This is a genomic window from Bacteroides caecimuris (genome assembly GCF_001688725.2).
In the GTDB taxonomy this organism is placed as follows: domain Bacteria; phylum Bacteroidota; class Bacteroidia; order Bacteroidales; family Bacteroidaceae; genus Bacteroides; species Bacteroides caecimuris.
Map to the genome: position 1 here is coordinate 3,058,149 of NZ_CP015401.2, position 23,331 is coordinate 3,081,479.

Below are 23,331 nucleotides of genomic sequence, written 5' to 3' on the forward strand. Positions count from 1 at the left end.
TCCAAATATAGTATCTTTGTGGGATTAAACAAAGAATTTTATGACAAGAATTGGATTATTATCTGATACTCACGCTTACTGGGATGAGAAATACCTGAAATATTTTGAGCCGTGCGACGAAATCTGGCACGCCGGAGACATCGGTTCATTGGAAGTAGCAGAAAAGTTAGCCGCATTCCGTCCATTCCGGGCGGTATATGGTAACATTGACGGACAAGAAATCAGAAAACTGTATCCTCAAATAAATCGTTTCACGGTGGATGGTGCGGAAGTACTGATAAAACATATCGGCGGTTATCCGGGGAAGTATGATCCTTCCATCATCGGTAGTCTGATGACGCGACCGCCCAAGCTTTTTATCAGCGGACATTCGCATATATTAAAGGTGAAGTATGATAAAACGCTGGATATGTTACATATCAATCCGGGAGCTGCAGGTATGTCTGGTTTCCATAAGGTGCGGACTTTGGTGCGTTTTGTTATCAATCAAGGAGCGTTTCAAGACTTGGAAGTTATCGAACTGGCGGACAAATAAAATAAATGTCCCTGACTGAAAAATTATTTTAAAATTTTGCCACGTCGGAATTCTTTCCGACCTTTGCACACTGTTAATGAATAACTCAGACGAACATGAAAGGAATTATTCTGGCCGGTGGTAGTGCCACCCGACTTTATCCGCTTTCCAAAGCGATTTCCAAACAAATCATGCCTGTATATGACAAGCCGATGATTTACTATCCATTGTCGACACTGATGTTGGCAGGAATACGCGAAGTGCTGATTATTTCGACTCCACGTGACTTGCCTATGTTCCGGGACTTGCTGGGAACGGGTGAGGAGTTGGGTATGTCTTTCTCCTACAAAATACAGGAACAACCTAACGGACTGGCACAGGCTTTCGTATTGGGAGCCGATTTCCTGAACGGCGAACCAGGCTGTCTGATTCTTGGGGATAATATGTTTTACGGGCAAGGCTTCTCTGCCATGCTCCGCCGGGCTGCCAATATAGAAAAAGGTGCCTGCATCTTCGGCTACTATGTAAAAGACCCGCGCGCATACGGTGTAGTGGAATTTAACGAACAAGGGAAAGTTATTTCGCTGGAAGAAAAACCGGAAATGCCGAAAAGTAATTACGCTGTTCCCGGACTCTATTTCTATGATGCCAGTGTGACGGAAAAAGCGGCAGCTCTTCGTCCTTCAGCACGTGGAGAATATGAGATTACAGACCTGAATCGCCTGTATCTGGAAGAAGGCACATTGAAAGTGGAACTCTTCGGACGCGGATTCGCATGGCTGGATACGGGTAACTGCGACAGTCTGCTGGAAGCATCCAACTTCGTGGCTACTATTCAGAACCGGCAAGGTTTCTACGTCAGCTGTATTGAAGAAATCGCCTGGCGTCAGGGATGGATTCCAACAGAGCAATTGCTTCTGCTAGGTCAACAACTCGAAAAGACCAAGTATGGAAAGTATCTCATCGAATTGGCAAAACAATCCTAAAATCAACATAATAGAATAAAATATGAAAACTTATCTAGTGACCGGTGCCGCAGGATTTATCGGTGCGAATTACATCAAATACATCTTGGCCAAACATAACGACATCAAAGTCGTGATATTGGATGCCTTGACGTATGCAGGTAACTTAGGAACGATTGCCAAAGACATTGACAACGAACGCTGCGTCTTTATCAAAGGAGACATTTGCAGCCGTGATGTGGTAGATGGTCTTTTTGCTGAGTATCGTTTTGATTATGTAGTGAATTTCGCTGCCGAAAGTCACGTTGACCGCAGCATTGAAAATCCGCAACTGTTTCTGATGACCAACATTCTCGGAACACAGAACCTATTGGATTGTGCACGCCGCGCATGGGTAATGGGAAAAGATGAACAAGGATACCCTACCTGGAGAAAAGGTGTACGCTATCATCAAGTATCCACCGACGAAGTGTATGGTTCACTGGGAGCCGAAGGGTATTTCACTGAAGCAACACCGCTTTGTCCTCACAGCCCGTACAGTGCCTCTAAGACTAGCGCAGACATGGTAGTGATGGCTTACCATGATACTTATAAAATGCCGGTAACAATTACCCGCTGCTCAAACAACTATGGTCCGTACCACTTCCCGGAAAAATTGATTCCGTTGATTATCAAGAATATCCTCGAAGGAAAACATCTCCCCGTCTACGGTGACGGCAGTAACGTACGCGACTGGCTTTATGTAGAAGATCACTGCAAAGCGATCGATCTCGTTGTACGTGAAGGTAAAGACGGAGAAGTCTACAACGTTGGCGGACATAACGAGAAGACAAACCTCGAAATCGTAAAACTGACTATTTCAACTATCCACCGTCTGATGACAGAGAAGCCCGAATATCGCCAGGTTCTCAAAAAGAAAGTGAAAGACGAAAACGGAAATATTTCGATCGACTGGATCAACGAAGATCTGATTACGTTCGTTAAAGACCGCTTGGGACATGACCAACGTTACGCCATCGATCCTACAAAGATTACAAATGCTTTAGGATGGTATCCCGAAACAAAATTCGAAGTTGGTATCGTAAAAACAATCGAATGGTACTTGGCCAACCAGGCTTGGGTGGAAGAAGTTACCAGCGGAGATTATCAGGGTTACTACGAAAAGATGTACGGGAAATGATTCTCAACTTACCAACATTCCTATTGCAATAAGAACACCCATAAACAGCATATTACGCGAGGTCTCGCCTAATATGCTGTTCAATTTTTTACCACTATATATTTTCACCATCCGTTTCCAGGTGAGGAAATGAGGAATCAAATAGAGTTGCGGAAGAAGAGCGGCTAAAAAATGCCCTTCACGAAGGAAACATAGACAGAGAAGAGAAGCTGTAACACCCAACATCAAATAAAAATAGCGGCCGAACTTCTCACCGAAACGAACGATTACTGTTCTTTTTCCACTGCGCGCATCCGCTTCCCGGTCACGGTAGTTATTGACTACCAGCAGCGTATCAATCAATAGTCCACAAGTCAGAGAGGCGATAGTGACATCCGGCGTCCATGTTAGCGCTTGCACGTAATATGTTCCGCCAACAGGCACAAATCCGAAGAAGACAATCACCAGTACATCTCCCCAGCCGTTGTAAGAAAGAGGATAAGGGCCAGTGGTATAAAGAAAGGCGAATAATACACAAAGCACTCCTACGACAATCAGTTCCCATCCGGCAAAGAAAAGTAATGTGCAACCGATAAGACAGGCAAGAACAACCGTAATAATAATCCCGGTTTTCATCGCTTGCGGAGAAATCCATCCCTGTGCACAAGCACGTTCGGGTCCCAAGCGATCTTCCCGGTCTGTCCCTTTAAGGAAGTCGAAAAGGTCGTTAATGAAATTAGCGGCAATTTGCATCAAACTTGCAAACAGACAGCAAATCAGTGCCGGCAACCAATGAAAATGCCCGTCCATTGCAGCGAGAGCTGTACCTATCAAAACAGGGGTAACGGCTCCTGTAAGAGTTTTGGGACGTGCAGCTAATATCCATGCTTGTAGCGAGTTATGCTTTACTTCTTCCATAGTGTTCTGTTTTTAGATCTTTCCTGCTGTTGCGTTCTGCTTCTTCCATGCTGTTATCTTCTTGCTGTTTTTGTACTTTTATATCCCATAAAAAGTTTTCGGGCACAAAATTATATGATAATCTTGAGATTCTCACACCGACAAGACAAAGAAATGCTTTTTCTTTAGAGGAAAGATAACACTATTTGGGAAATATACTCTATTACTTTTACCTCACATCCCAGTAGAGAGAATACACATTGCCATTTACGGGAATAAGAACGGGCAAATAATATGAAATTGACTTTCTTCATATTTTTTGAGAAGGACAATGGTTATAAGTCTTCTCCGTTTGACCGATTATACTCGTTGTCATAAAACATCAGAATTTTGTATCTACCATATTGTTGATTAATCATGAACCATACTGATTTTTTTAAAATTGTTTCCACGAATTCATTTGTAATTTGCACCAATTTTTCTCTATCTTCAATTTCCTCTATTGGATATTTTGAAAAAATATATTTCTGCATTTTTAATAGTTCAGCATTCCCCTGTACGCTCTTTTCAAATATATTCTGAATGCTATCCGGTAGAATATTTACGGATTCGATTAGGGCTGGTAATTGACAGTAAGAGGCCTCATATCGCTTATTATTGACTGTCATTTCATAAGATAGATCTTCATTTTCAGATAGAAAAAGATTGGAAGATGAGTACGATATATATCTATCATTCTTCTGAAACTGACGACATAGTTTGTTAAATCTTATTCTGATATCAGTTTCACCTGATGCTATTGCATCTTCAACCAAGATCCGCCACACTTTATTGTTATTGGTTACTACACTCAAGTACACTTGACTACCATTAAATTCTCCTTCCAGTTGATCTAACGTACTATTGTATCGATATCCTTTTGCCTTCAGTTTTTGTATCATTTCCGATTTGCTGCCATCGACAGGGATACCAAGAAATTGTGTTACATCTTTTTGTGCATATAAAATAGTTGAAATAGTGAGTAGCATCACAATTGATAAAATCTTGTTCATTGTTATTTCTTGTTTATTAAGAAAGGCGTGCAACCATTCATAACTTGCCTTCATTTTGGTTACCGCCAAGTGACCACATCTCGTAACAAGTACAGAATAGTCCACGCCTTATGGGCGTGAACCTTCAGTCGACTTGTCCTCACGAGATGAATGTTTGGCGGTATTCAAATGAAGGAGAACAAGAGCTAAAAGCTCAATTCAATATTTTCAAGTATGAACAGGAACGCTTTCCGTGATTATTATTTATTTGTTTAATTCATTCTGTGGAAATCCTTTTGCAAAATTTGCAAATGCTTCCCAAATATCTGTTTCCTGTTTATTCAATTCATTCGCATACTGTTTTAAAGGGTTAATACTTACATTTCCGGCACAAAGATATTGAAAACGATGAATTTATTCCATATTCAGCAGTGATAAATTGAATAGATGTGTTGCGAAACAGAGTTTTGTCGACTTATACGGTGCTGTAATTACGGGCAAGAGTATTAATAGATGAGAACTTGTCTATTAAAAGAAAACTTCTTCTCCATTAATTATAAACTTCTTTTCTCCTACTTCTAAAGTTCCAGCTGATTCATCATAAACTCTAAACGCAAGTTCAGGGCAAACGCATTATATTTTTATCTTATTTAATAGTTTGAACAAATATTCATCATTCCATCCTGCGTTTTTTCTTTTGGCTGCTACACTGCCCTTTGTTTCATCTTGTTTGATGATATAAAGGGCCATCTTATTAATTAAAGAAAAATTTTGCGCAGCATTACCTACTTTCCTTCCTGCGTCTTCTCTAAACGATACGTCTAACTGCCAATGTAGCCTGTTTTCTATATCCCAATGCGATCTTATAGCCTCTGAAATTTCTTTCGGTTTTAGCCCTAGTGAAGTAATGTAATATCTTTTTTCTACGGAAAGTTTTTTAGTGGCTACCTCCAGTCTTTCGGTACTAATTCTTACGATGGACTTGACCCCCTCAAATTTATCTTTCAGCATTGATTCCATAATCTTTCCCGGGCTATAAACCAGACATTCACGAGTCTCAATTCTCCCATGAGAAACCTCCTCTGTGACATATTTTCCATAGTGTGAACGGTATACCGGCCGATCAATATCAACACCATCCATCTCGTCTAGCCAGCGTTCCACATCCATTAACCTGTTTTTTTGATTGGCCTTTAATGCCAGAATATAGTCTGCATTATTTTCTATTATTACTTCGGCAATATCTGTTTGGCATGCAATAGCATCAATTGTCACTATGCAATCCTGCAAATCCAGAGATTTTATAAGAGAAGGAATAGCGGTGATTTCATTGCTTTTATCATCTACTTTTACCTGACCCATACTGATTCCATTGGAAACAGCCCAGGCACTAACCATATGAAGCTTGAATCCTTTTTTGCCAAAGGGATTGTCTTTGCTGCACTTACTTGCTCCACGAAGCATTTTACCGTCTATAGCAACAACCCCTTCATACTTACCACAAAGCTCAGATACCCAATCACGAAAGACCAATTCAAAATAACCGGGTTTGAGTAAACTGAAAAAACGATTGAAAGTGTCATGACTTGGGATCTTTACTAAATCAGGAAAACGACGTTTAAAGAAGTCAAACTTACAAATACCGAACCGTTCTATTTCATTCCAGCTTTCACTTCCACAGATTACAGCACACAAGGCTATATAAACGATGACTTCCAAAGAGTGTTCTTTTTTTCGGTCAATACGAGGATCTTCAAGTTGTTTACAAAGACTAATTAAGCTCATTTTAGGGTTTATTTTTGTTTAAATTCAATACAACAAAAATACAAATAAATAATTAATATACAAAATATTAATAGATTAATAATAAGACAAATAATAAAAATGAAATATAGATAATAGTTGACTAATTGATAGACAAAATATAATGCGTCTGCCCTGACGCAAGTTTTGTTTTTATAAACGAAGCTTGCAATTATAAAAATGAAGCTTGCATTTTTATAATCAAAGCTTGCGTTTATAGTTTATGATGAATGGAAGATAAGTTTTCTATCTGATGAGATGAAGTTTATAATTAATGAAACGGAAGTTTTTTATTAATAAACAGGAAGAGAAGTACCGCTTCCTATAAGAATCAGTAGTAGTGGACTGATTGAGAAGAAACGTACGAAAGTAACAGGTATGCATAATCTGTCATCCGGTATAATCTTTTATTTTTTTGTCAGATATCAAATTAAAACACTTATCTTTGTTCTCTAATCATTAAAACCTCACGTTTATGCCAGTAAATGAATGGAAAGAACGATATATTGACCCGAGAACCGATTTTGGATTCAAGTATCTTTTCGGAACGCCCATGAACAAAGAACTGCTAATCGGCTTTCTGAACGCGCTTTTTCATGGAACATACATCATCAAAGACCTTACTTATCTTAACGGTGAGCAACTAGGTATTCGTAAAGAAGACCGCCGTGCCATCTTTGATGTGTATTGTGAAACGGAAAGCGGTGAAAAATTCATTGTCGAGATGCAAAATGTATTCCAGCAATTCTTCAAAGACCGCAGTGTCTATTATTCCACCTTTCCCATCCGCGAACAGGCCAAACGGGGAGATTGGGATTATCGGCTCGAATCAGTCTATACGGTAGGAATACTCAATTTTGTGTTCGATGAAGACAAGAATTCAAAGGACTATTTCCATCATGAGGTAAAATTGATGGATGTAAATACTAAAAAAGTATTCTACGACAAACTTACATTCATCTATCTGGAACTCCCCAAGTTTACCAAGACAGAAGATGAACTGGGAACATTGTTCGAAAAATGGATATTCGTCCTGAAGAATCTGTCCCGTCTGTTGGAACGTCCGGCTGCATTGCAGGAACGCGTCTTCAACCGTTTGTTCGAAGCTGCTTCAATAGCCCGTTTCACTCCAAAACAGTTAAGAGAATATGAAGACAGCGTGAAAGCGTATCGGGATATCGTAAATGCTGTAAATACGGCACGGAAAGAAGGACATGAAGAAGGACATGAAAAGGGGCTGAAAGAAGGATTGGAAAAAGGCCGTGAAGAAGAAAAAATAGAAATAGTCAGGAAGATGAAATCGGACGGATTGCTTGATGACGTGATTTCCAAATACACAGGGCTTCCGATTGAGGAAATAGAGAGAATCTGAAAGGAAATATGAACTTGTTGGTTCCGTTCAATCATCTGCATTCATAAACGAGAAAATGAAGAAAACGATATACCCTTTTATGCTGTTGGCGTTACTTTTGTTGGTTTCTTGTAAATCGAAAAAGAATGTCGTATCCACCTTGCCGCGCCCTGTCTTGAACATGGACTCTGTCTCTGCACATATAACGGATACAACCGGATCCATTGCCAGGATATTCACCCCTGACCATTCGCAACTCAAAGACCTGAATATCTCGAAAAGCAAGAAACATAACCCCCAAAAACAAGAACCAGCTACCGACAACAAATACTCTGACCGGGTGCTTCGTGGCACAAAGATAACCTCTTCGACAGTCAAACTCTCTTCTACCTATGCGGGTATAGACCGTGTAGTGAACTACGACTTTACCCACCGTGACGTCCCCGAAGCATTCGAAGGTTTCCGTATCGCTTTTATTTCCGACTTGCACTATAAGAGTCTATTCAAAGAACAAGGCTTGAACAGCCTTGTCAATCTCTTGATTGCCCAAAAAGCAGATGTTCTTTTGATGGGTGGCGATTATCAGGAAGGTTGCGAATATGTAGAACCTTTGTTTTCCGCACTTGCACGGGTAAAGACACCAATGGGAACCTACGGAGTGATGGGCAATAATGATTACGAACGTTGTCACGACAAAATTGTGAACACAATGAAACATTACGGAATGCGTCCGTTAGAACACGAAGTGGACACGCTGCGTAAAGACGGCCAGCAGATTATTATTGCCGGAGTGCGCAATCCTTTCGATCTGGGGCGCAACGGAGTATCACCCACTTTGGCACTCTCTCCCAAGGATTTTGTCATCTTGCTGGTTCATACGCCGGATTACATAGAAGACGTTTCAGTAGCCAATACAGACCTTGCTCTCGCAGGGCATACACACGGCGGACAAGTCCGTGTATTCGGAGTCGCCCCGGCACTGAACTCACACTACGGCAATCGTTTTATCACCGGACTGGCATATAATACAGCAAAAATCCCTTTGATTATAACAAACGGAATAGGAACTTCAAAGTTACCGATCCGTGTCGGTGCTCCGGCAGAAATCATCGTCATTACCCTTCATCGGCTGACGGAGTAAGGTATCGTAACTTAGTACGATAACAAACAGAAATAGCAGCATCACACACTTTTCTGATACGACTTTCTGTAATATACCACACTTTTAGGGTACGACTTTTTGTTAAATACCACACTTTTAGGATATGACTTTTTGTTATTATCCTTTTTAGTGTTTACATTTACATCTATAAATAGTTGATTATCAACAACAAGAGTAACTGACAAATTATCCGTTATATTCTGCCGGATATGTATTTTAATATATTCAAAGGCGTATATTATCTTTCTTGATAGCCTCCCAAACTCTTGGATGTAGAAAGTAACGAATATCTTTCCCTGCACTCAAGGCTTCCCGAATAAAAGTGGAACTGATTTCAAAAACAGGAGAATGAACGAGACGCACGGTTTCCGGCAATTCCTCTTCTTTTACCGGAAAGCCGGGACGAGGATAAATGAGAAGTTGATTCTCTTTAATGATGCGTTCGGACTGATACCAGCGTCCAAAACGTTCCCAATTATCGGAACCGATAATGAAATAAAACTCCCGGTCGGGATACGTTTCACGAAGTTTTTCCAGTGTATATACGCTATACGAAGGACGGGGCAAATGAAATTCAAAGTCTGAAGCTCGAAAACGAGGATAATCACTGATGGACAACTCCACTAATTGAAGACGAAGTTCGTCACTCCATAACTCCGCCTTCGTCTTCAAAGGATTCTGCGGACTTACCATAAACCAAATTTCATCCAACCCTTCATACTCACAAAGGTAATTGGCTAAAGCGAGATGCCCGATATGAATCGGATTGAATGACCCGCTGAAGATTCCGGTTTTTCTTGTTTTAGCTTGGTTCATTTTCTGCCATTCTTTCTTCTTGCTTCACTTTCTTTCTCCACTTCGGTAAAACAATAGCTTGTCTGATTGTGAGAAGTAGCGTAATGCCGCTTATGACCCATTGTTGAAAATAAAGGCATACAATAAAAGCAAGAAGATTCATCACACCGGTGACGGCACACAGATACATCCATTTTCGGCTGTTACAATTCTTCTTGTACATTCTTAAGTCTTATTCTTCGGCTAAAAACCCTTTGATTACTTTCAACGCTTCTGCCTTCGCAACTTCCAAATCGTCATTGACAATCACACAATCGAATTGCGGAGCAAACCCCAATTCGTATTCCGCCTTGGCAATACGGCTTTCAATGACTTCCGGAGCATCCGTTCCGCGTCCTTCCAACCGGTAACGTAATTCTTCCACCGAAGGCGGTTGAATGAACACTGACAGCGCACGATCACCATAAAACTTCTTGATATTACATCCACCTACCACATCAACGTCAAACACAACATTCTGACCTGCTTCCAGTTGCTTTTCCACTTGTGCCTTCAACGTTCCGTAATAACGGTCCTTATATACTTCCTCATACTCCAAAAATTCGTTGTTCTCAATGCGACAACGGAATTCCTCCGGCGTAAGAAAGAAATATTCCACTCCGTGCTGCTCCGTCCCACGCGGAAGACGGCTGGTAGCAGAAATAGAAAATGCAAGATTCAAATTCTGCGTCAGCAAATAATTGATAATAGTAGATTTGCCCGAACCTGACGGGGCAGAGAAAATAATTAGTTTACCGGTCATTATTAAAGCTTATTTGACATTAAGTTATTTACGATTAGACGATTTACGATGTACGATTGATATTACTTTTTGAATTTATAAATATCCAAATGTGTACACAATTATTTCGCAATACTAACTTCAATCGTACATCGTAAATCGTCTAATCGTAAATGAATCATCGTAAATAAATTTATTGTGAGTAAATTACATCACGTTCAACACCTGCTCCTTAATCTGCTCCAGCTCATCTTTCATCTGAACAACGATTTTCTGCATTTCGGCATGATTAGACTTGCTACCTAACGTATTGATTTCCCGACCCATTTCCTGGGCAATAAAACCAAGTTTCTTACCTTGTCCGTTACCGCTTTCCATTGTGCTGATGAAATATTTCAGATGGTTGCTAAGGCGTTGTTTTTCTTCATTGACATCCAATTTCTCAATGTAGTAGATCAATTCTTGCTCCAAGCGGTTCTTGTCGTAATCCACACTTAATGTCTTTTCGAGAGCATCCGTGATGCGTTCTTTCACTTTTTCCACACGTTCTTTTTCGTAAGGAGCGATCTTTTCGAGCAGGCTTGTGATATTGGCGATCTTCTCGCGGAACTTCTTTTCCAGTGCAGCACCTTCCTGTTTGCGGAAATCTACCAGATGACTGATAGCATCGAGCACCGTGGCATGCACCATTTTCCATTCCTCTTCGGTCAGTTCCTGAATTTCCGTTTTAGTCATCACATCCGGCATACGGAGCAATGTCTGAAACCAGTCGGCAGGAACAGGAATACCAAGATTCTGCGAGATTGCCAAAATCTGTTTGTAGTAACCTTCCACCAATACTTGATTGATAGGAGTCGCATTTTCTGCCGCCTCTTTCTTCTCGATCCACAGGCTGAAATCGACCTTTCCACGTTCCAGCACTTTAGAAATCTCATTACGGATTTCAATCTCTTTTTCACGATACACCGGAGCGATACGAGTGGATAAATCCATTGCCTTGCTGTTGAGCGACTTGATTTCTACATTTATTTTTTTATCAGGAAGTTCGGCCGTAGCTTTGCCGTATCCTGTCATAGACTGTATCATAACCTTAAAGTTTTGTGCAAAAGTACACGAATATTTTAAGAATTGGAAATAATCATGTAAATTTGCGACAATTTAATAAGCTGATTTTTATGTCGTGTATACTGAATATTGAAACCTCTACCTCTGTTTGCTCGGTAGCGGCCAGTCAAGACGGACAGACGATTTTTGTGAAAGAAGATTTGAAAGGCCCTTCACACGCCGTGTCTTTAGGAGTTTTTGTAGATGAAGCGTTGTCTTTCATTGACAGTCATGCCATCCCTTTGGATGCAGTCGCAGTAAGCTGCGGACCAGGTTCTTACACCGGACTTCGAATCGGGGTTTCTATGGCGAAAGGGATTTGTTACGGACGTAACATCCCATTGATCGGTATTCCGACACTGGAAGTATTGACTGTTCCGGTGTTGTTGTATCACGACTTGCCCGAAGACGCTTTGCTTTGTCCGATGATCGACGCCCGCCGCATGGAAGTATACGCAGCCATTTATGACCGCAGACTTCAGGCAAAACGTGCAGTATCTGCCGATATCATAGACGAAAACTCTTACTTGGAGTTTCTAAACGAACAGCCGGTTTATTTCTTTGGAAACGGGGCCGACAAATGCCGCGAACAGATCACGCATCCGAACGCACACTTCATCGACAATATTCACCCATTGGCTAAAATGATGTTCCCGCTGGCAGAAAAAGCAATAGCCGACGAAGATTATAAAGACGTGGCTTACTTCGAACCTTTCTACCTGAAAGAATTCGTTGCTTCCACGCCGAAAAAACTTCTTTAATTTTTAATTTTAAAACTTTCAATTAAATAAATGCAATACAATACTCAACAGAAAAGAATGCCGCTTCCCGAATATGGGCGTAGCATCCAGAACATGGTAGATTATGCGTTGACCATTCAGGATCGTGCAGAACGTCAGCGTTGTGCCAACACCATCATCAACATTATGGGAAATATGTTCCCCCATTTGCGTGATGTGCCCGACTTCAAGCACAAGCTCTGGGATCACCTGGCTATCATGTCCGGTTTTGATCTGGATATTGACTACCCGTATGAAATCATCCGTAAGGACAACTTGGTGACCCGTCCGGATCCGATCCCCTACTCCACTGCCCGTATGCGTTATCGCCACTACGGACGCACACTGGAAATACTGATAAAGAAAGCAATCGAATTCCCCGAAGGAAACGAAAAGAGAAACTTGATTGCCCTCATCTGCAACCACATGAAGAAGGACTACCTGGCATGGAACAAAGATACAGTGGACGACAAAAAAATCGCCGAAGACCTGTACGAACTCTCCAACGGGGAACTCCAAATGACTGACGATATCGTCCGGCTAATGGCAGAACGCCTGAACCAGAACTATCGTCAGAAGACGAACTATACCAATAATCGTCAGAACAACAAGAGAAGATACTAAGAAAATAGGAAATAAGTATCAAGTAGATACCGCACGGTTAATACTTGATATTTAACACTTAACACTTTAACCATACTTAATACTTAAAAATTAATGGCTTCATTTGTAATCGAAGGAGGACATCGGCTTTGCGGAGAGATTCACCCGCAAGGAGCTAAAAACGAAGTTTTGCAGATAATCTGTGCCACATTGCTAACCGCAGAGGAGGTAACGGTAAACAATATACCTGATATTCTTGATGTCAACAACTTAATCCAGCTCTTACGCGATATGGGAGTGACGGTTGCAAAGAAAGGCATTGATTCTTATAGTTTTAAAGCAGAGAATGTAGACTTGGCTTATTTGGAAAGCGATGAGTTTTTAAAGAAATGCTCCAGTCTGCGAGGCTCTGTCATGCTGATTGGCCCTATGGTGGCACGTTTCGGCAAAGCGTTGATATCCAAGCCGGGAGGAGATAAAATCGGTCGCCGCCGTTTGGACACTCACTTTGTAGGTATTCAGAATTTAGGAGCGGACTTCCGTTATGATGAAGGACGGGGCATTTACGAAATAACAGCCGACAAACTTCAAGGAAGCTATATGCTGCTAGACGAAGCGTCCGTCACCGGAACAGCCAATATCGTAATGGCTGCCGTGCTTGCCAAAGGCACTACTACCATCTACAACGCTGCCTGCGAACCTTACCTGCAACAACTCTGCCGGTTGCTCAACCGGATGGGAGCGAAAATCAGCGGAATTGCCTCCAACCTGCTTACTATTGAAGGCGTGGAAGAATTGCATGGCGCACAACACACCGTATTGCCCGATATGATTGAAGTCGGCAGTTTTATCGGTATGGCAGCCATGACAAAAAGCGAAATCACCATCAAAAACGTTTCTTACGAGAACCTTGGAATCATCCCCGAGAGCTTCCGCCGCCTGGGCATCAAGCTCGAACAGAGAGGAGATGACATTTATGTTCCCGCACAGGAAACTTACCAGATAGAATCATTCATCGACGGCTCCATCATGACAATAGCCGACGCCACCTGGCCGGGACTGACTCCCGACTTGCTTAGTGTAATGCTCGTTGTAGCCACACAAGCCAAAGGCAGCGTACTGATCCATCAGAAGATGTTCGAAAGCCGCCTGTTCTTTGTGGACAAGCTGATCGATATGGGTGCACAGATCATCCTCTGCGACCCTCACCGTGCCGTAGTCATCGGACACAATCATAGCTTCAAGTTGCGCGGCTCCCGCCTGACTTCACCGGATATACGTGCCGGTATAGCCCTTCTGATTGCCGCCATGAGCGCTGAAGGAACCAGTACCATTAGTAACATCGAACAGATAGACCGTGGTTATCAGAACATCGAAGGACGTCTGAACGCTATCGGAGCCAGAATCACCCGAATATGATAAAAAAAGAAGAAGTATATAAGATAGGATTATTCAATAAACCGCATGGCATTCACGGTGAATTGCAGTTTACGTTTACGGACGATATTTTCGACCGCGTGGACTGCGATTATCTGATATGCCTGCTCGACGGTATTTTCGTGCCTTTCTTCATCGAAGAATACCGTTTCCGTTCCGACTCCACCGCTTTGGTAAAACTGGAAGGGATAGACACTGCCGAACGTGCCCGAATGTTCACCAACATCGAAGTTTACTTCCCCGTAAAGCACGCGGAAGAAGCGGAAGACGGCGAATTGTCCTGGAACTTCTTTATCGGTTTTCAAATGGAAGACATTCATCACGGACCTTTGGGAGAAGTGATAGATGTAGATAACACTACGGTAAACACCCTTTTTGTGGTTGAAAGAGATGAAGAGGAACTACTCGTTCCCGCCCAAGAGGAATTTATCGTAGGGCTAGACCAGAAACAGAAACTCATCACCGTGGAACTTCCCGAAGGGTTGCTCAATCTGGAAGAGTTGGAAGATGACCGATGAGAACAAATAAAACGATGAGTCACTCATCAACTGAAAATAGTAAATAGTAAATCGTAAAATAGTAAATATCCGAGATGCCAAAGAGAAGACGAAGTAAAGCTTTCTGGAAAAATTTCAAGTTCAAGTATAAACTGACGATCGTTAATGAAAATACACTTGAAGAAATTGTCGGACTTCGTGTATCCAAGCTCAATGGACTATCCGTTTTACTTTGCGTGCTGGCAGTGCTTTTCCTGATTGCTTCCTGCATCATTGCTTTCACCCCGTTGCGCAATTATCTTCCGGGATATATGAACAGTGAGGTCCGTACACAGATTGTAGACAATGCGCTGCGTGTAGACTCTTTGCAACAAGTGCTCAACAAGCAGAACCTCTACATCATGAACATTCAGGACATCTTCAGCGGGAAAGTGCCTATCGACAGCGTACAAACGCTTGATTCACTGACTGCTGCCCGTGAAGACACGCTGATGGAACGAACCAAGCGGGAAGAAGAATTCCGCCGCCAATATGAGGAGAGCGAGAAATACAATCTAACCTCCATCACTTCCCAACCGGACGTGACCGGATTGATATTATACCGTCCCACTCGAGGCATGGTATCCAACCACTTCAATACCGAAAAGAAACATTACGGCACTGATATTGCCGCCAATCCCAACGAAAGCGTACTGGTAACCATGGACGGAACCGTCATCCTCAGCACGTACACCGCTGAAACCGGTTATCTGATTGGCGTGCAACACAACCAGGATTTTATTTCGATCTACAAACATTGCGGTTCTCTCCTGAAAAAGGAAGGTGAACGAGTGAAAGGAGGCGAAGCCATCGCCTTGGTAGGAAATAGCGGAACACTTAGTACAGGGCCACACCTGCACTTCGAACTTTGGTATAAAGGCCACCCGGTAAATCCGGAAAAATACATCGTATTTTAAAGTGATGACAGATAAAGTGATGATATAAAATGAATATAGAGACTAACAAAAAAAAGAAACAAATAGCTATTCTAGGCTCCACAGGTTCCATCGGAACGCAGGCTTTGCAAGTCATCGAAGAGCATCCCGACCTGTACGAAGCATACGCACTGACAGCCAATAACCGTGTGGAACTACTGATTGCGCAAGCACGAAAGTTCCTGCCGGAAGTAGTAGTGATAGCCAACGAAGAAAAGTATTCCGAACTGAAAGAAGCATTGAGCGACCTGCCTATCAAGGTGTATGCAGGAACCGACGCTATCTGTCAGATTGTGGAAGCGGGTCCTATCGATATGGTATTGACAGCCATGGTCGGTTATGCCGGACTGAAGCCGACAATCAACGCGATCCGCGCCAAGAAAGCGATTGCGCTAGCAAATAAAGAAACATTGGTAGTAGCAGGTGAACTGATTAACCAGCTGGCACAACAATATCGCACCCCGATTCTGCCGGTAGATTCTGAACACTCTGCCGTTTTTCAGTGTTTAGCAGGAGAAGTGGGCAATCCGATTGAGAAAGTGATATTGACTGCCTCCGGAGGTCCGTTCCGCACTTACACTTTAGAACAGTTAAAGTCCGTGACTAAGACACAGGCCTTGAAACATCCCAATTGGGAGATGGGAGCGAAAATCACGATTGATTCTGCTTCCATGATGAATAAAGGTTTTGAAGTGATCGAAGCCAAATGGCTGTTCGGTGTTCAACCCAGTCAGATTGAGGTGGTTGTGCATCCGCAATCAGTTATTCACTCGATGGTGCAGTTTGAAGACGGAGCTGTAAAAGCACAGTTGGGCATGCCTGATATGCGTCTGCCCATCCAGTATGCATTCTCTTATCCCGACCGTATTAGTTCTTCTTTCGACAGGCTCGATTTTTCCAAATGCACGAACCTGACGTTCGAACAACCCGATACGAAACGGTTCCGCAATCTGGCACTCGCTTACGAAGCGATGCATCGCGGAGGGAACATGCCTTGCATCGTCAATGCCGCTAATGAAGTAGTAGTAGCCTCTTTCCTGAAAGATGGCATCAGCTTCCTCGGTATGAGCGACGTGATAGAGAAAACAATGGAACGGGCTATGTTTATAGCCACCCCCACATACGACGACTATGTAGCCACCGATGCGGAAGCACGGAGAATCGCTTCCGAACTGGTGAGTCGGCAAAGTCTCTGAGCAATGATTAGTAATTTGTAAATAGTAAAATAGTAAATAATAAACATGGAAACATTTTTGATTCGTGCCCTGCAATTGATTATGAGCTTATCTTTGCTCGTTATCATTCACGAAGGCGGGCATTTTCTTTTTGCCCGTTTGTTTAAGGTGCGTGTAGAGAAATTCTGCTTATTTTTTGATCCCTGGTTCACCTTGTTTAAATTCAAGCCTAAGAAAAGCGACACAGAATATGCAGTAGGCTGGCTGCCGTTAGGCGGTTATGTCAAGATATCCGGTATGATTGACGAGTCGATGGATACCGAGCAGATGAAACAACCCGAACAACCGTGGGAGTTCCGTTCCAAACCGGCATGGCAACGTCTGCTAATCATGGTGGGTGGCGTACTGTTCAACTTCCTGTTGGCCCTGTTCATCTACTCGATGATTCTTTTTGCGTGGGGCGACCAATATATAAAGGTGCAGGAAGCTCCTCTCGGCATGGATTTCAACGAAACGGCCAAATCTGTAGGTTTTCAGGACGGTGATATCCTTCTTTCTGCCGACGGTGTTCCTTTCGAACGTTATGACGGTGATATGTTGAGCCAGATTGCCGACGCTCGCGAAGTAAGCGTTATCCGCAACGGTGCAAAAGCTTCCGTTTATATCCCCGAAGACTTGATGCAACGCCTTCTGGCAGACAGCATCCGTTTTGCCTCCTACCGTTTCCCATACGTGATAGACAGTGTGATGGTGAATTCTCCTGCCGCACAAGCAGGCATCCAACCGGGTGACAGCATTATCGCCCTGAACGGAACACCGATTTCTTTCTCCGACTTCAAAGAAGCGATGGCAGAACGTAAGAAAAACGCAGAAACCTTGCTCAAAGACAGCATAGATCCGCGCCTGATTACACTGACCTATGTACGTAGCGGCGTAACCGACACATTGAATATGCGTGTAGACTCCGCCTACCTGATGGGTGTAACCGCCTGTCTCGTCACAGACCGCCTGCTCCCTATGGTGAAAAAAGAATATACTTTCTTTGAATCCTTCCCGGCAGGTATCTCCCTCGGCATAAAGACACTGAAAGGATATGTAGGAAACATGAAACACCTTTTCTCGAAAGAAGGAGCCAAACAGCTAGGTGGCTTCGGAACGATCGGCAGCATCTTCCCCGCTACATGGGATTGGCACCAGTTCTGGTATATGACAGCCTTCCTTTCTATCATTCTGGCTTTCATGAATATCCTCCCTATCCCCGCATTGGATGGCGGCCACGTGCTCTTCCTCTTCTACGAGATGATAGCTCGCCGCAAACCGAGCGACAAATTTATGGAATACGCTCAAATGACCGGTATGATTCTACTCTTCGGTCTGTTGATATGGGCTAACTTCAACGATATTCTAAGGTTCTTCTTTTAGGATTTCGAAGCATAGATAGATTCAAGAGGCTGTCTAAAAAGTCGTTAGTAACTCCAACTCCCCTCCTTCAGGAAGGAGAATGAGGATAGAACCGATTTTTTAGACAGCCTCCATTTATTCTCTGTACCTATCCGAATGATTGACAGACACAAACACAGAAGCAAGCCCATCCGACTACAAAAAGAACCGGTTACTTCAACTTCAAAATCCGCTGATTGCTGCTTCCCCTGAACTCCAAATATGGAGAGAAAAGAGCCTGTTCGAAGCGTCCGTCCACCAATACATCAATATAATCAAGAGCGGCACTTAAACGAGGCTGCGCCTTAATTTCTTCGTATGTGTATCCGGTGTAGCACCACACATTCATCCCTGTTTCCTCTTTCACCCGTTTCAGTAAAAGCCGGAACGCTTCCGGATGAAAAAACGGATCACCACCGGAAAAAGTAACGCCGTCCAGCAAAGGATTCGCTTTGATTTCACGGATGATGGACTGTATTTTCTCCTCCGTCAGTTCTTCTCCTGCGTCCGGGTTCCAACTCTCCGGGTTGTGGCAACCGTGACAATGATGGGAGCAGCCGGCAAGATAAATAGAAAACCTGATACCTTCACCGTCAACGATCGTTTCGGGATAAGTTCCTAGTAAATTCACTTCTACAAATGCTTTACACGGTCCTTCTCTTCTGCTCGCTTAGCAGAGTTCCAAGAACTTAAATCGCCCGTCAGATAACCGGTGATACGCCGCATACGGAGAATACTTTCACTCTGGCATACAGGGCATTTATCGAAGATAACTCCCTTGTAACCACAGTTATGACAAGTGTCTACCGGGTGATTGATAGAGCCGTATCCAATACCTTCGTCGTGCATCACTTTCACAATCTTGGCAATGGCACGCACATTCTTCTGCGCTTCACCGTCCAGCTCCACATACGTGATGTGTCCGCCGCGTGTAACAGCATGGAACGGAGCTTCACGCTTGATTTTCTCAACGATGCTGATCGGTTCTTTCACGTCTACGTGAAAAGAGTTGACGTAATAGTCGCGATCTGTCACTCCGGGGATTTTTCCATATTTCCGGCGGTCCATTTTCGTGAAACGTCCCGAAAGTCCTTCGGCAGGAGTAGCCAGAACGGAGTAGTTCAGATTATATTTCTCTTTATATTCGTCTGCCACTTTATTCATTTCCATCACCGCTTCATACAGCGTGTCCCATGCTTTTTGGTTGTGTCCGTGACCTTGTCCGTAGAGAGCCACCATTGCGTTATGCCCGCCAATAAATCCGATCCCCAGTGTACCGCTGCGCAAGGCGTCTCCTACCTGTTCGTTCGGATTCAGTCCGCCACCGCCTTTCCACACATTATTTCCCATCATGAACGGGAACTGACGTGCCAGAGCCGTACGCTGATACTGATAACGTTCGTAAAGCTGATCGGCTACGAGCGCAGACATTTGGTGTACAGATTCGATGAAAATTTCTTTTGCTTTTTGTTCGATGGCATCTTTGTTGCGTTCATCTTCTACCAGATTTTCCGCTTTGATACGGGCTTCGATAGCCAGTCTTGGCATATTCAGTGTAGTGAACGAAAGATTGCCACGTCCTAAAGAAGATTTTTCTCCCGCCACATTTTCAAAAACACGGGTACGGCAACCCATCGTTGCCAATTCGTAAATGTAACGCTGCGGATCGTCGGCTTTCCATTTCTCGTTCTTGTTGAAAGGTGTGTCGAGGAACATGAAGTTCGGGAACAACGCTTTCGCAGTAGTCTGGCAAGCCTTCAATAACAAGTCGAAGTTGGGAGCCTCGTAACTGTCGGTCATTGCCTCTTCGATGTTCTCCGCTTTCATTGCCTTCTCAAAGTCTTTCTCCGAGTAAGAAACACCGTCTTTCACCTTGAATATCTGGATGGGGAATACAGGCACTTCTCCTCTTGTGCCGAGTCCTTCAATGGTAGCTTTCAGCAGTTCTTCGATCACCATACGGCCTTCGGCAGAAGTGTCCGTTCCGTAGTTAATGGAACTGAATACCACTTGGTTACCGCCACGGGAATGCATTGTGTTCAGGTTGTGGATGAATCCTTCCATTGCCTGATGCGTATCTTTACGGGTCTGCTGGTAGGCTTTTTCGACAATGCGTGCAAGGTGTTCCTTATCTATAATGATCTGTAAAGCGACCAAAGCGATGCGCAATGTTTCGCGTTCGGCCTCGGTGGACTTGATAGACGGAAGGTATTCTTTAATCAACGTGCGGATGGATTTTTCATCGGCCTGATTTCCGTTCTCCATAGCCACATAGAAGTTGATGAACGATGCCAGATGCTTACGGAAAGATTTCGCCACTCCTTTTGCCATGAAGAAGTCGAAAGCCGGAATCGCCTGTCCGCCATGCTGCTCATTTTGGTTGGTCTGAAAGATGATGGTAGCCAGCGTAGCATAGCTTTGGATGCTTTGCGGGGTGCGGATGCTACCGTTCTTTGTGCGGAAACCGCGTTCAAAGAGGTCATCCATATCATATTGGATACAGGTTGTCGTCTTTGTCGGATAATAATCCAGGTCGTGGATGTGAATGTCTCCCAACTGGTGCGCTTCGGCAAAACGTTTCGGCAACAAGTATTTATAGGTATAATCTTTAGTTACTTCGGAAGCAAACGTCATCATCTGCCCGGCAGGCGTGTGACTGCTCATGTTGGCGTTGCTCAAATTGACATCATTTTTGTCGATAGCCACAATGCCGTCCATCACCTGTTTCATCTGGGTTTTCTTATCACGCTCCGTATTCCGCCATTCGCGATAGATGATGTATTTCTTCGCCACCTCCGGCCGCACTTTCATCAACGACTTTTCTACCAAGTCCTGAATCTCTTCTACGGTGATCGTGGGGGTAGCAAACTGACTGATAACATTCATGGTGATGTCAGCAATCAACTGCTGCTCATCCTGAATACCACATGCACTGAATGCTTTACTAATTGCATTCTTAATCTTACTGATAGAGAAATCTTCTCTCTTACCATCGCGTTTGATGATACAAATTTCCGCGTAGTTCATAACTTTAACTCCCGAAAGCATTAATAAATTGAAAATAGAAAATCTCTTCGGCAGGTCTTCTGACTTATCCCTCCCCCGCAACACCTTCCCACACCGGCATCGATGCAGTGGCCTATTGTGCGGATTCTTAGAGAATTACAGCAGCGGGTACTGTCGCCGATTTGCACAGCGTTCCCTCATTGACTAAACCTCTTTTTAGCTCCGAAAACGGATGCAAAGATAGGGGAATATATAATAGCTTGGTTAGCTTTTAACATTAAATTTTGGGAAACTTTTCTTTCTCGCTGATACAGAAAGTTTTCCAAAACGGAAAACTTTTTTTCTGATTTTAACGTGGATAATATTCCAATTCCGTTTATTCTTTTTCCGAAAAGCAGACAATTCACAGACCGTCTATCCCCTATTGTAGCTACAAAAATGGGAATTTATTTTCTTTTGTTCTATACAAAATCAAAGAAATATTTCTGCTTTTTAGAAATTATCATCAAATTTCTCTTTTCCGCAATGTTTCCGAAAAAGGAGTAGAATTAAATTGTATGACACCCGGGTGTCAAGTGCCATGAAACCCGAGTGTCGTATAACTGATTATTGCAGTATTTTGTTTCCGACCTTACTGCTAGCAATAACTTCAATCGCTATTAGACAGAAGTATCTAACTCATAACCTGCCAAAAGGAACTAATAATCTCCTGCAATCCGACGCAAAACACATACATACCTACATACGGCCGCCACCCAAAACCTGATACAACGTAATCACACCCTGAATTTCAGTAAAACGGTTTGCCACTTGTGACAGTTGCGCGTTGAGCAACATTATATGATTACATTAATTATATGACTACACCGACTTTATCTTTTGTACTTATGTTCTTCTGTCTAAAAATCAGAATTACTCTTTTCCAGCCCTGGACTTTTCTCCCTCGCTCACTTTGATTTCCTCTTCAATCTGCCAATCATGCGTAGGGGCACTCTGTATGGGACGGAGACGTTCCTGCAACCATTAGAAAGCGATGAATAAGGTTGGCACGATGAAAAGCAGTGCCAGCGTACCGATAGTCATACCGCCAACTACTCCCGTACCCAACGAACGGTTACCGTTAGCTCCTACTCCACTAGACATCATCAGCGGGAACAGACCGAAAATCATCGTCAAAGCCGTCATCAGAATCGGGCGCAGACGGGCTTTGGCTGCGCTGACAGCAGAAGCAATCAGTCCCATACCGGCCTTACGGCGTTCGGCAGCATATTCCGTCAGCAAGATAGCCGTTTTTGCCTGCAGACCGATCAACATAATCAGACCCGTTTGCAGGTAAATATTATTCTCCAGTCCGAATATCCGGGCAAAAAGGAAGCTACCCATCAATCCGCAAGGCACACTCAAAAGAACGGCGAACGGAATAATGAAGCTTTCGTAGAGCGCACTTAGAGCCTGTTTAAATTTTCCTGAGATTATGTTAGATAGGCTTTACCAACCTGTTTTTATTCGTCCCATAGTCTCCGTCATGCTGCTCCTCACAACAACAGAAAATATACTCGAAAGCAACTCTCAAAACTGTGTCGGGCAAAACTCGGAGCGGGCTCTTAATAATCCACTTTTCATTCATTAATAAAAAAGTTCTCTTTCATTAATTGTAAACTTCTTATTATCAGCATGTAAACTTATTTTTCATTAACTGTAATCTATAAACGCAAGCTTCGTTTATAAAAACAAAGGCTTTGATTATAAAAACAAAGCTTGCAATTATATAATCAAAGCTTGCGTTTATAGTTTGCATCAAATGAAACAGGGCAGACGCATTATATTTTGTCTATCAATTAGTCAACTATTATCCATA

At 43.1% G+C, this 23,331-nt stretch carries 21 protein-coding genes, 1 pseudogene and 1 riboswitch; of the genes and pseudogenes, 12 read left to right on the forward strand and 10 right to left on the reverse strand.

Annotated features, from left to right (window positions below):
• Positions 1-40 precede the first annotated feature (40 nt).
• From A4V03_RS13320 to rfbB, 3 genes are all read left to right on the forward strand, one after another.
• Complete coding sequence (locus A4V03_RS13320) at positions 41-535, forward strand: metallophosphoesterase family protein (RefSeq protein ID WP_065539239.1); 495 nt, start codon at positions 41-43, stop codon at positions 533-535.
• A 95-nt stretch (positions 536-630) separates the two neighbouring features.
• The gene (gene rfbA, locus A4V03_RS13325) at positions 631-1,500 is read left to right on the forward strand and encodes a glucose-1-phosphate thymidylyltransferase RfbA (RefSeq protein ID WP_065539240.1); all 870 of its coding nucleotides are present in this window, start codon (positions 631-633) and stop codon (positions 1,498-1,500) included.
• 22 nt (positions 1,501-1,522) lie between these two features.
• On the forward strand, positions 1,523-2,659 hold the full coding sequence (gene rfbB / locus A4V03_RS13330; RefSeq protein ID WP_065539241.1) for a dTDP-glucose 4,6-dehydratase: 1,137 nt from the start codon (positions 1,523-1,525) through the stop codon (positions 2,657-2,659).
• Between the two features lie 3 nt (positions 2,660-2,662).
• On the opposite strand, the gene A4V03_RS13335 is transcribed toward rfbB, so the two are convergent.
• The 3 genes from A4V03_RS13335 to A4V03_RS13345 form a co-directional block, all read right to left on the reverse strand.
• Positions 2,663-3,556 carry a 1,4-dihydroxy-2-naphthoate polyprenyltransferase gene (locus A4V03_RS13335; RefSeq protein ID WP_065539242.1) on the reverse strand — a complete coding sequence of 298 codons (894 nt, stop codon included), beginning with the start codon at positions 3,554-3,556 and terminating at the stop codon, positions 2,663-2,665.
• Between the two features lie 314 nt (positions 3,557-3,870).
• Positions 3,871-4,587: a hypothetical protein gene (locus A4V03_RS13340; protein ID WP_065540423.1), complete on the reverse strand. Its 717-nt coding sequence runs from the start codon at positions 4,585-4,587 to the stop codon at positions 3,871-3,873.
• A gap of 612 nt (positions 4,588-5,199) precedes the next feature.
• Positions 5,200-6,351, reverse strand: a complete 1,152-nt coding sequence (locus tag A4V03_RS13345; RefSeq protein ID WP_065538162.1) for an ISAs1 family transposase — start codon at positions 6,349-6,351, stop codon at positions 5,200-5,202.
• A gap of 493 nt (positions 6,352-6,844) precedes the next feature.
• On the opposite strand from A4V03_RS13345, the gene A4V03_RS13350 reads away from it, so the two are divergent.
• Together A4V03_RS13350 and A4V03_RS13355 are read left to right on the forward strand one after the other, a co-directional pair.
• On the forward strand, positions 6,845-7,741 hold the full coding sequence (locus tag A4V03_RS13350) for an Rpn family recombination-promoting nuclease/putative transposase (RefSeq protein WP_065539243.1): 897 nt from the start codon (positions 6,845-6,847) through the stop codon (positions 7,739-7,741).
• Positions 7,742-7,796: 55 nt separating this feature from the next.
• A complete protein-coding gene (locus A4V03_RS13355) occupies positions 7,797-8,861 on the forward strand; it encodes a metallophosphoesterase (RefSeq protein WP_065539244.1) in 1,065 nt (354 codons plus the stop codon).
• Between the two features lie 246 nt (positions 8,862-9,107).
• Here the strand turns inward: A4V03_RS13355 and nadD are convergent, their stop codons facing one another.
• The 4 genes from nadD to A4V03_RS13375 all read right to left on the reverse strand — a co-directional run bounded on the left by nadD (position 9,108) and on the right by A4V03_RS13375 (position 11,544).
• Positions 9,108-9,698 carry a nicotinate (nicotinamide) nucleotide adenylyltransferase gene (nadD, locus tag A4V03_RS13360; RefSeq protein WP_065539245.1) on the reverse strand — a complete coding sequence of 197 codons (591 nt, stop codon included), beginning with the start codon at positions 9,696-9,698 and terminating at the stop codon, positions 9,108-9,110.
• Complete coding sequence (locus tag A4V03_RS13365; RefSeq protein WP_065539246.1) at positions 9,685-9,900, reverse strand: hypothetical protein; 216 nt, start codon at positions 9,898-9,900, stop codon at positions 9,685-9,687. Before A4V03_RS13365 ends, nadD begins: the two co-directional genes overlap by 14 nt.
• Positions 9,901-9,909: 9 nt before the next feature.
• The gene (gmk, locus tag A4V03_RS13370; RefSeq protein ID WP_065539247.1) at positions 9,910-10,479 is read right to left on the reverse strand and encodes a guanylate kinase; all 570 of its coding nucleotides are present in this window, start codon (positions 10,477-10,479) and stop codon (positions 9,910-9,912) included.
• 186 nt (positions 10,480-10,665) lie between these two features.
• Positions 10,666-11,544 carry a YicC/YloC family endoribonuclease gene (locus tag A4V03_RS13375; RefSeq protein ID WP_065539248.1) on the reverse strand — a complete coding sequence of 293 codons (879 nt, stop codon included), beginning with the start codon at positions 11,542-11,544 and terminating at the stop codon, positions 10,666-10,668.
• An 89-nt stretch (positions 11,545-11,633) separates the two neighbouring features.
• Between A4V03_RS13375 and tsaB the strand changes: the two genes are divergently transcribed.
• From tsaB to rseP, 7 genes are all read left to right on the forward strand, one after another.
• Entirely contained in the window at positions 11,634-12,323 is a 690-nt protein-coding gene (gene tsaB / locus A4V03_RS13380; protein WP_065539249.1) for a tRNA (adenosine(37)-N6)-threonylcarbamoyltransferase complex dimerization subunit type 1 TsaB, read from the forward strand.
• 30 nt (positions 12,324-12,353) lie between these two features.
• Complete coding sequence (locus A4V03_RS13385) at positions 12,354-12,965, forward strand: DUF4290 domain-containing protein (protein ID WP_065539250.1); 612 nt, start codon at positions 12,354-12,356, stop codon at positions 12,963-12,965.
• A 93-nt stretch (positions 12,966-13,058) separates the two neighbouring features.
• Positions 13,059-14,363 (forward strand): UDP-N-acetylglucosamine 1-carboxyvinyltransferase, encoded by a 1,305-nt coding sequence (gene murA, locus A4V03_RS13390; RefSeq protein ID WP_065539251.1) that lies wholly within the window; start codon positions 13,059-13,061, stop codon positions 14,361-14,363.
• A complete protein-coding gene (gene rimM, locus A4V03_RS13395; protein WP_065539252.1) occupies positions 14,360-14,899 on the forward strand; it encodes a ribosome maturation factor RimM in 540 nt (179 codons plus the stop codon). Before murA ends, rimM begins: the two co-directional genes overlap by 4 nt.
• A gap of 74 nt (positions 14,900-14,973) precedes the next feature.
• A complete protein-coding gene (locus A4V03_RS13400; protein ID WP_065539253.1) occupies positions 14,974-15,834 on the forward strand; it encodes a M23 family metallopeptidase in 861 nt (286 codons plus the stop codon).
• Positions 15,835-15,863: 29 nt separating this feature from the next.
• Complete coding sequence (locus tag A4V03_RS13405) at positions 15,864-17,048, forward strand: 1-deoxy-D-xylulose-5-phosphate reductoisomerase (protein ID WP_065539254.1); 1,185 nt, start codon at positions 15,864-15,866, stop codon at positions 17,046-17,048.
• A 45-nt stretch (positions 17,049-17,093) separates the two neighbouring features.
• On the forward strand, positions 17,094-18,449 hold the full coding sequence (rseP, locus tag A4V03_RS13410) for an RIP metalloprotease RseP (protein ID WP_065539255.1): 1,356 nt from the start codon (positions 17,094-17,096) through the stop codon (positions 18,447-18,449).
• Between the two features lie 190 nt (positions 18,450-18,639).
• Here rseP and nrdG read toward each other — a convergent pair whose 3' ends face one another.
• The 3 genes and pseudogenes from nrdG to A4V03_RS13430 all read right to left on the reverse strand — a co-directional run.
• The gene (gene nrdG / locus A4V03_RS13415; protein ID WP_065539256.1) at positions 18,640-19,098 is read right to left on the reverse strand and encodes an anaerobic ribonucleoside-triphosphate reductase activating protein; all 459 of its coding nucleotides are present in this window, start codon (positions 19,096-19,098) and stop codon (positions 18,640-18,642) included.
• A gap of 2 nt (positions 19,099-19,100) precedes the next feature.
• Entirely contained in the window at positions 19,101-21,494 is a 2,394-nt protein-coding gene (locus A4V03_RS13420) for an anaerobic ribonucleoside triphosphate reductase (RefSeq protein WP_065540424.1), read from the reverse strand.
• 32 nt (positions 21,495-21,526) lie between these two features.
• Positions 21,527-21,715, reverse strand: a riboswitch (cobalamin riboswitch).
• Positions 21,716-22,385: 670 nt separating this feature from the next.
• Positions 22,386-22,922: pseudogene (locus A4V03_RS13430) on the reverse strand (efflux RND transporter permease subunit); the annotation flags it as partial.
• Positions 22,923-23,331: the final 409 nt, after the last annotated feature.

Excerpts from the sequence above, each read along its gene's own strand:
- A4V03_RS13320 (WP_065539239.1), top strand. The coding sequence starts at position 41 with ATGACAAGAATTGGATTATTATCTGATACTCACGCTTACTGGGATGAG.
- rfbA (WP_065539240.1), top strand. The coding sequence starts at position 631 with ATGAAAGGAATTATTCTGGCCGGTGGTAGTGCCACCCGACTTTATCCG.
- rfbB (WP_065539241.1), top strand. The coding sequence starts at position 1,523 with ATGAAAACTTATCTAGTGACCGGTGCCGCAGGATTTATCGGTGCGAAT.
- A4V03_RS13335 (WP_065539242.1), bottom strand. The coding sequence starts at position 3,556 with ATGGAAGAAGTAAAGCATAACTCGCTACAAGCATGGATATTAGCTGCA.
- A4V03_RS13340 (WP_065540423.1), bottom strand. The coding sequence starts at position 4,587 with ATGAACAAGATTTTATCAATTGTGATGCTACTCACTATTTCAACTATT.
- A4V03_RS13345 (WP_065538162.1), bottom strand. The coding sequence starts at position 6,351 with ATGAGCTTAATTAGTCTTTGTAAACAACTTGAAGATCCTCGTATTGAC.
- A4V03_RS13350 (WP_065539243.1), top strand. The coding sequence starts at position 6,845 with ATGCCAGTAAATGAATGGAAAGAACGATATATTGACCCGAGAACCGAT.
- A4V03_RS13355 (WP_065539244.1), top strand. The coding sequence starts at position 7,797 with ATGAAGAAAACGATATACCCTTTTATGCTGTTGGCGTTACTTTTGTTG.
- nadD (WP_065539245.1), bottom strand. The coding sequence starts at position 9,698 with ATGAACCAAGCTAAAACAAGAAAAACCGGAATCTTCAGCGGGTCATTC.
- A4V03_RS13365 (WP_065539246.1), bottom strand. The coding sequence starts at position 9,900 with ATGTACAAGAAGAATTGTAACAGCCGAAAATGGATGTATCTGTGTGCC.
- gmk (WP_065539247.1), bottom strand. The coding sequence starts at position 10,479 with ATGACCGGTAAACTAATTATTTTCTCTGCCCCGTCAGGTTCGGGCAAA.
- A4V03_RS13375 (WP_065539248.1), bottom strand. The coding sequence starts at position 11,544 with ATGATACAGTCTATGACAGGATACGGCAAAGCTACGGCCGAACTTCCT.
- tsaB (WP_065539249.1), top strand. The coding sequence starts at position 11,634 with ATGTCGTGTATACTGAATATTGAAACCTCTACCTCTGTTTGCTCGGTA.
- A4V03_RS13385 (WP_065539250.1), top strand. The coding sequence starts at position 12,354 with ATGCAATACAATACTCAACAGAAAAGAATGCCGCTTCCCGAATATGGG.
- murA (WP_065539251.1), top strand. The coding sequence starts at position 13,059 with ATGGCTTCATTTGTAATCGAAGGAGGACATCGGCTTTGCGGAGAGATT.
- rimM (WP_065539252.1), top strand. The coding sequence starts at position 14,360 with ATGATAAAAAAAGAAGAAGTATATAAGATAGGATTATTCAATAAACCG.
- A4V03_RS13400 (WP_065539253.1), top strand. The coding sequence starts at position 14,974 with ATGCCAAAGAGAAGACGAAGTAAAGCTTTCTGGAAAAATTTCAAGTTC.
- A4V03_RS13405 (WP_065539254.1), top strand. The coding sequence starts at position 15,864 with ATGAATATAGAGACTAACAAAAAAAAGAAACAAATAGCTATTCTAGGC.
- rseP (WP_065539255.1), top strand. The coding sequence starts at position 17,094 with ATGGAAACATTTTTGATTCGTGCCCTGCAATTGATTATGAGCTTATCT.
- A4V03_RS13420 (WP_065540424.1), bottom strand. The coding sequence starts at position 21,494 with ATGAACTACGCGGAAATTTGTATCATCAAACGCGATGGTAAGAGAGAA.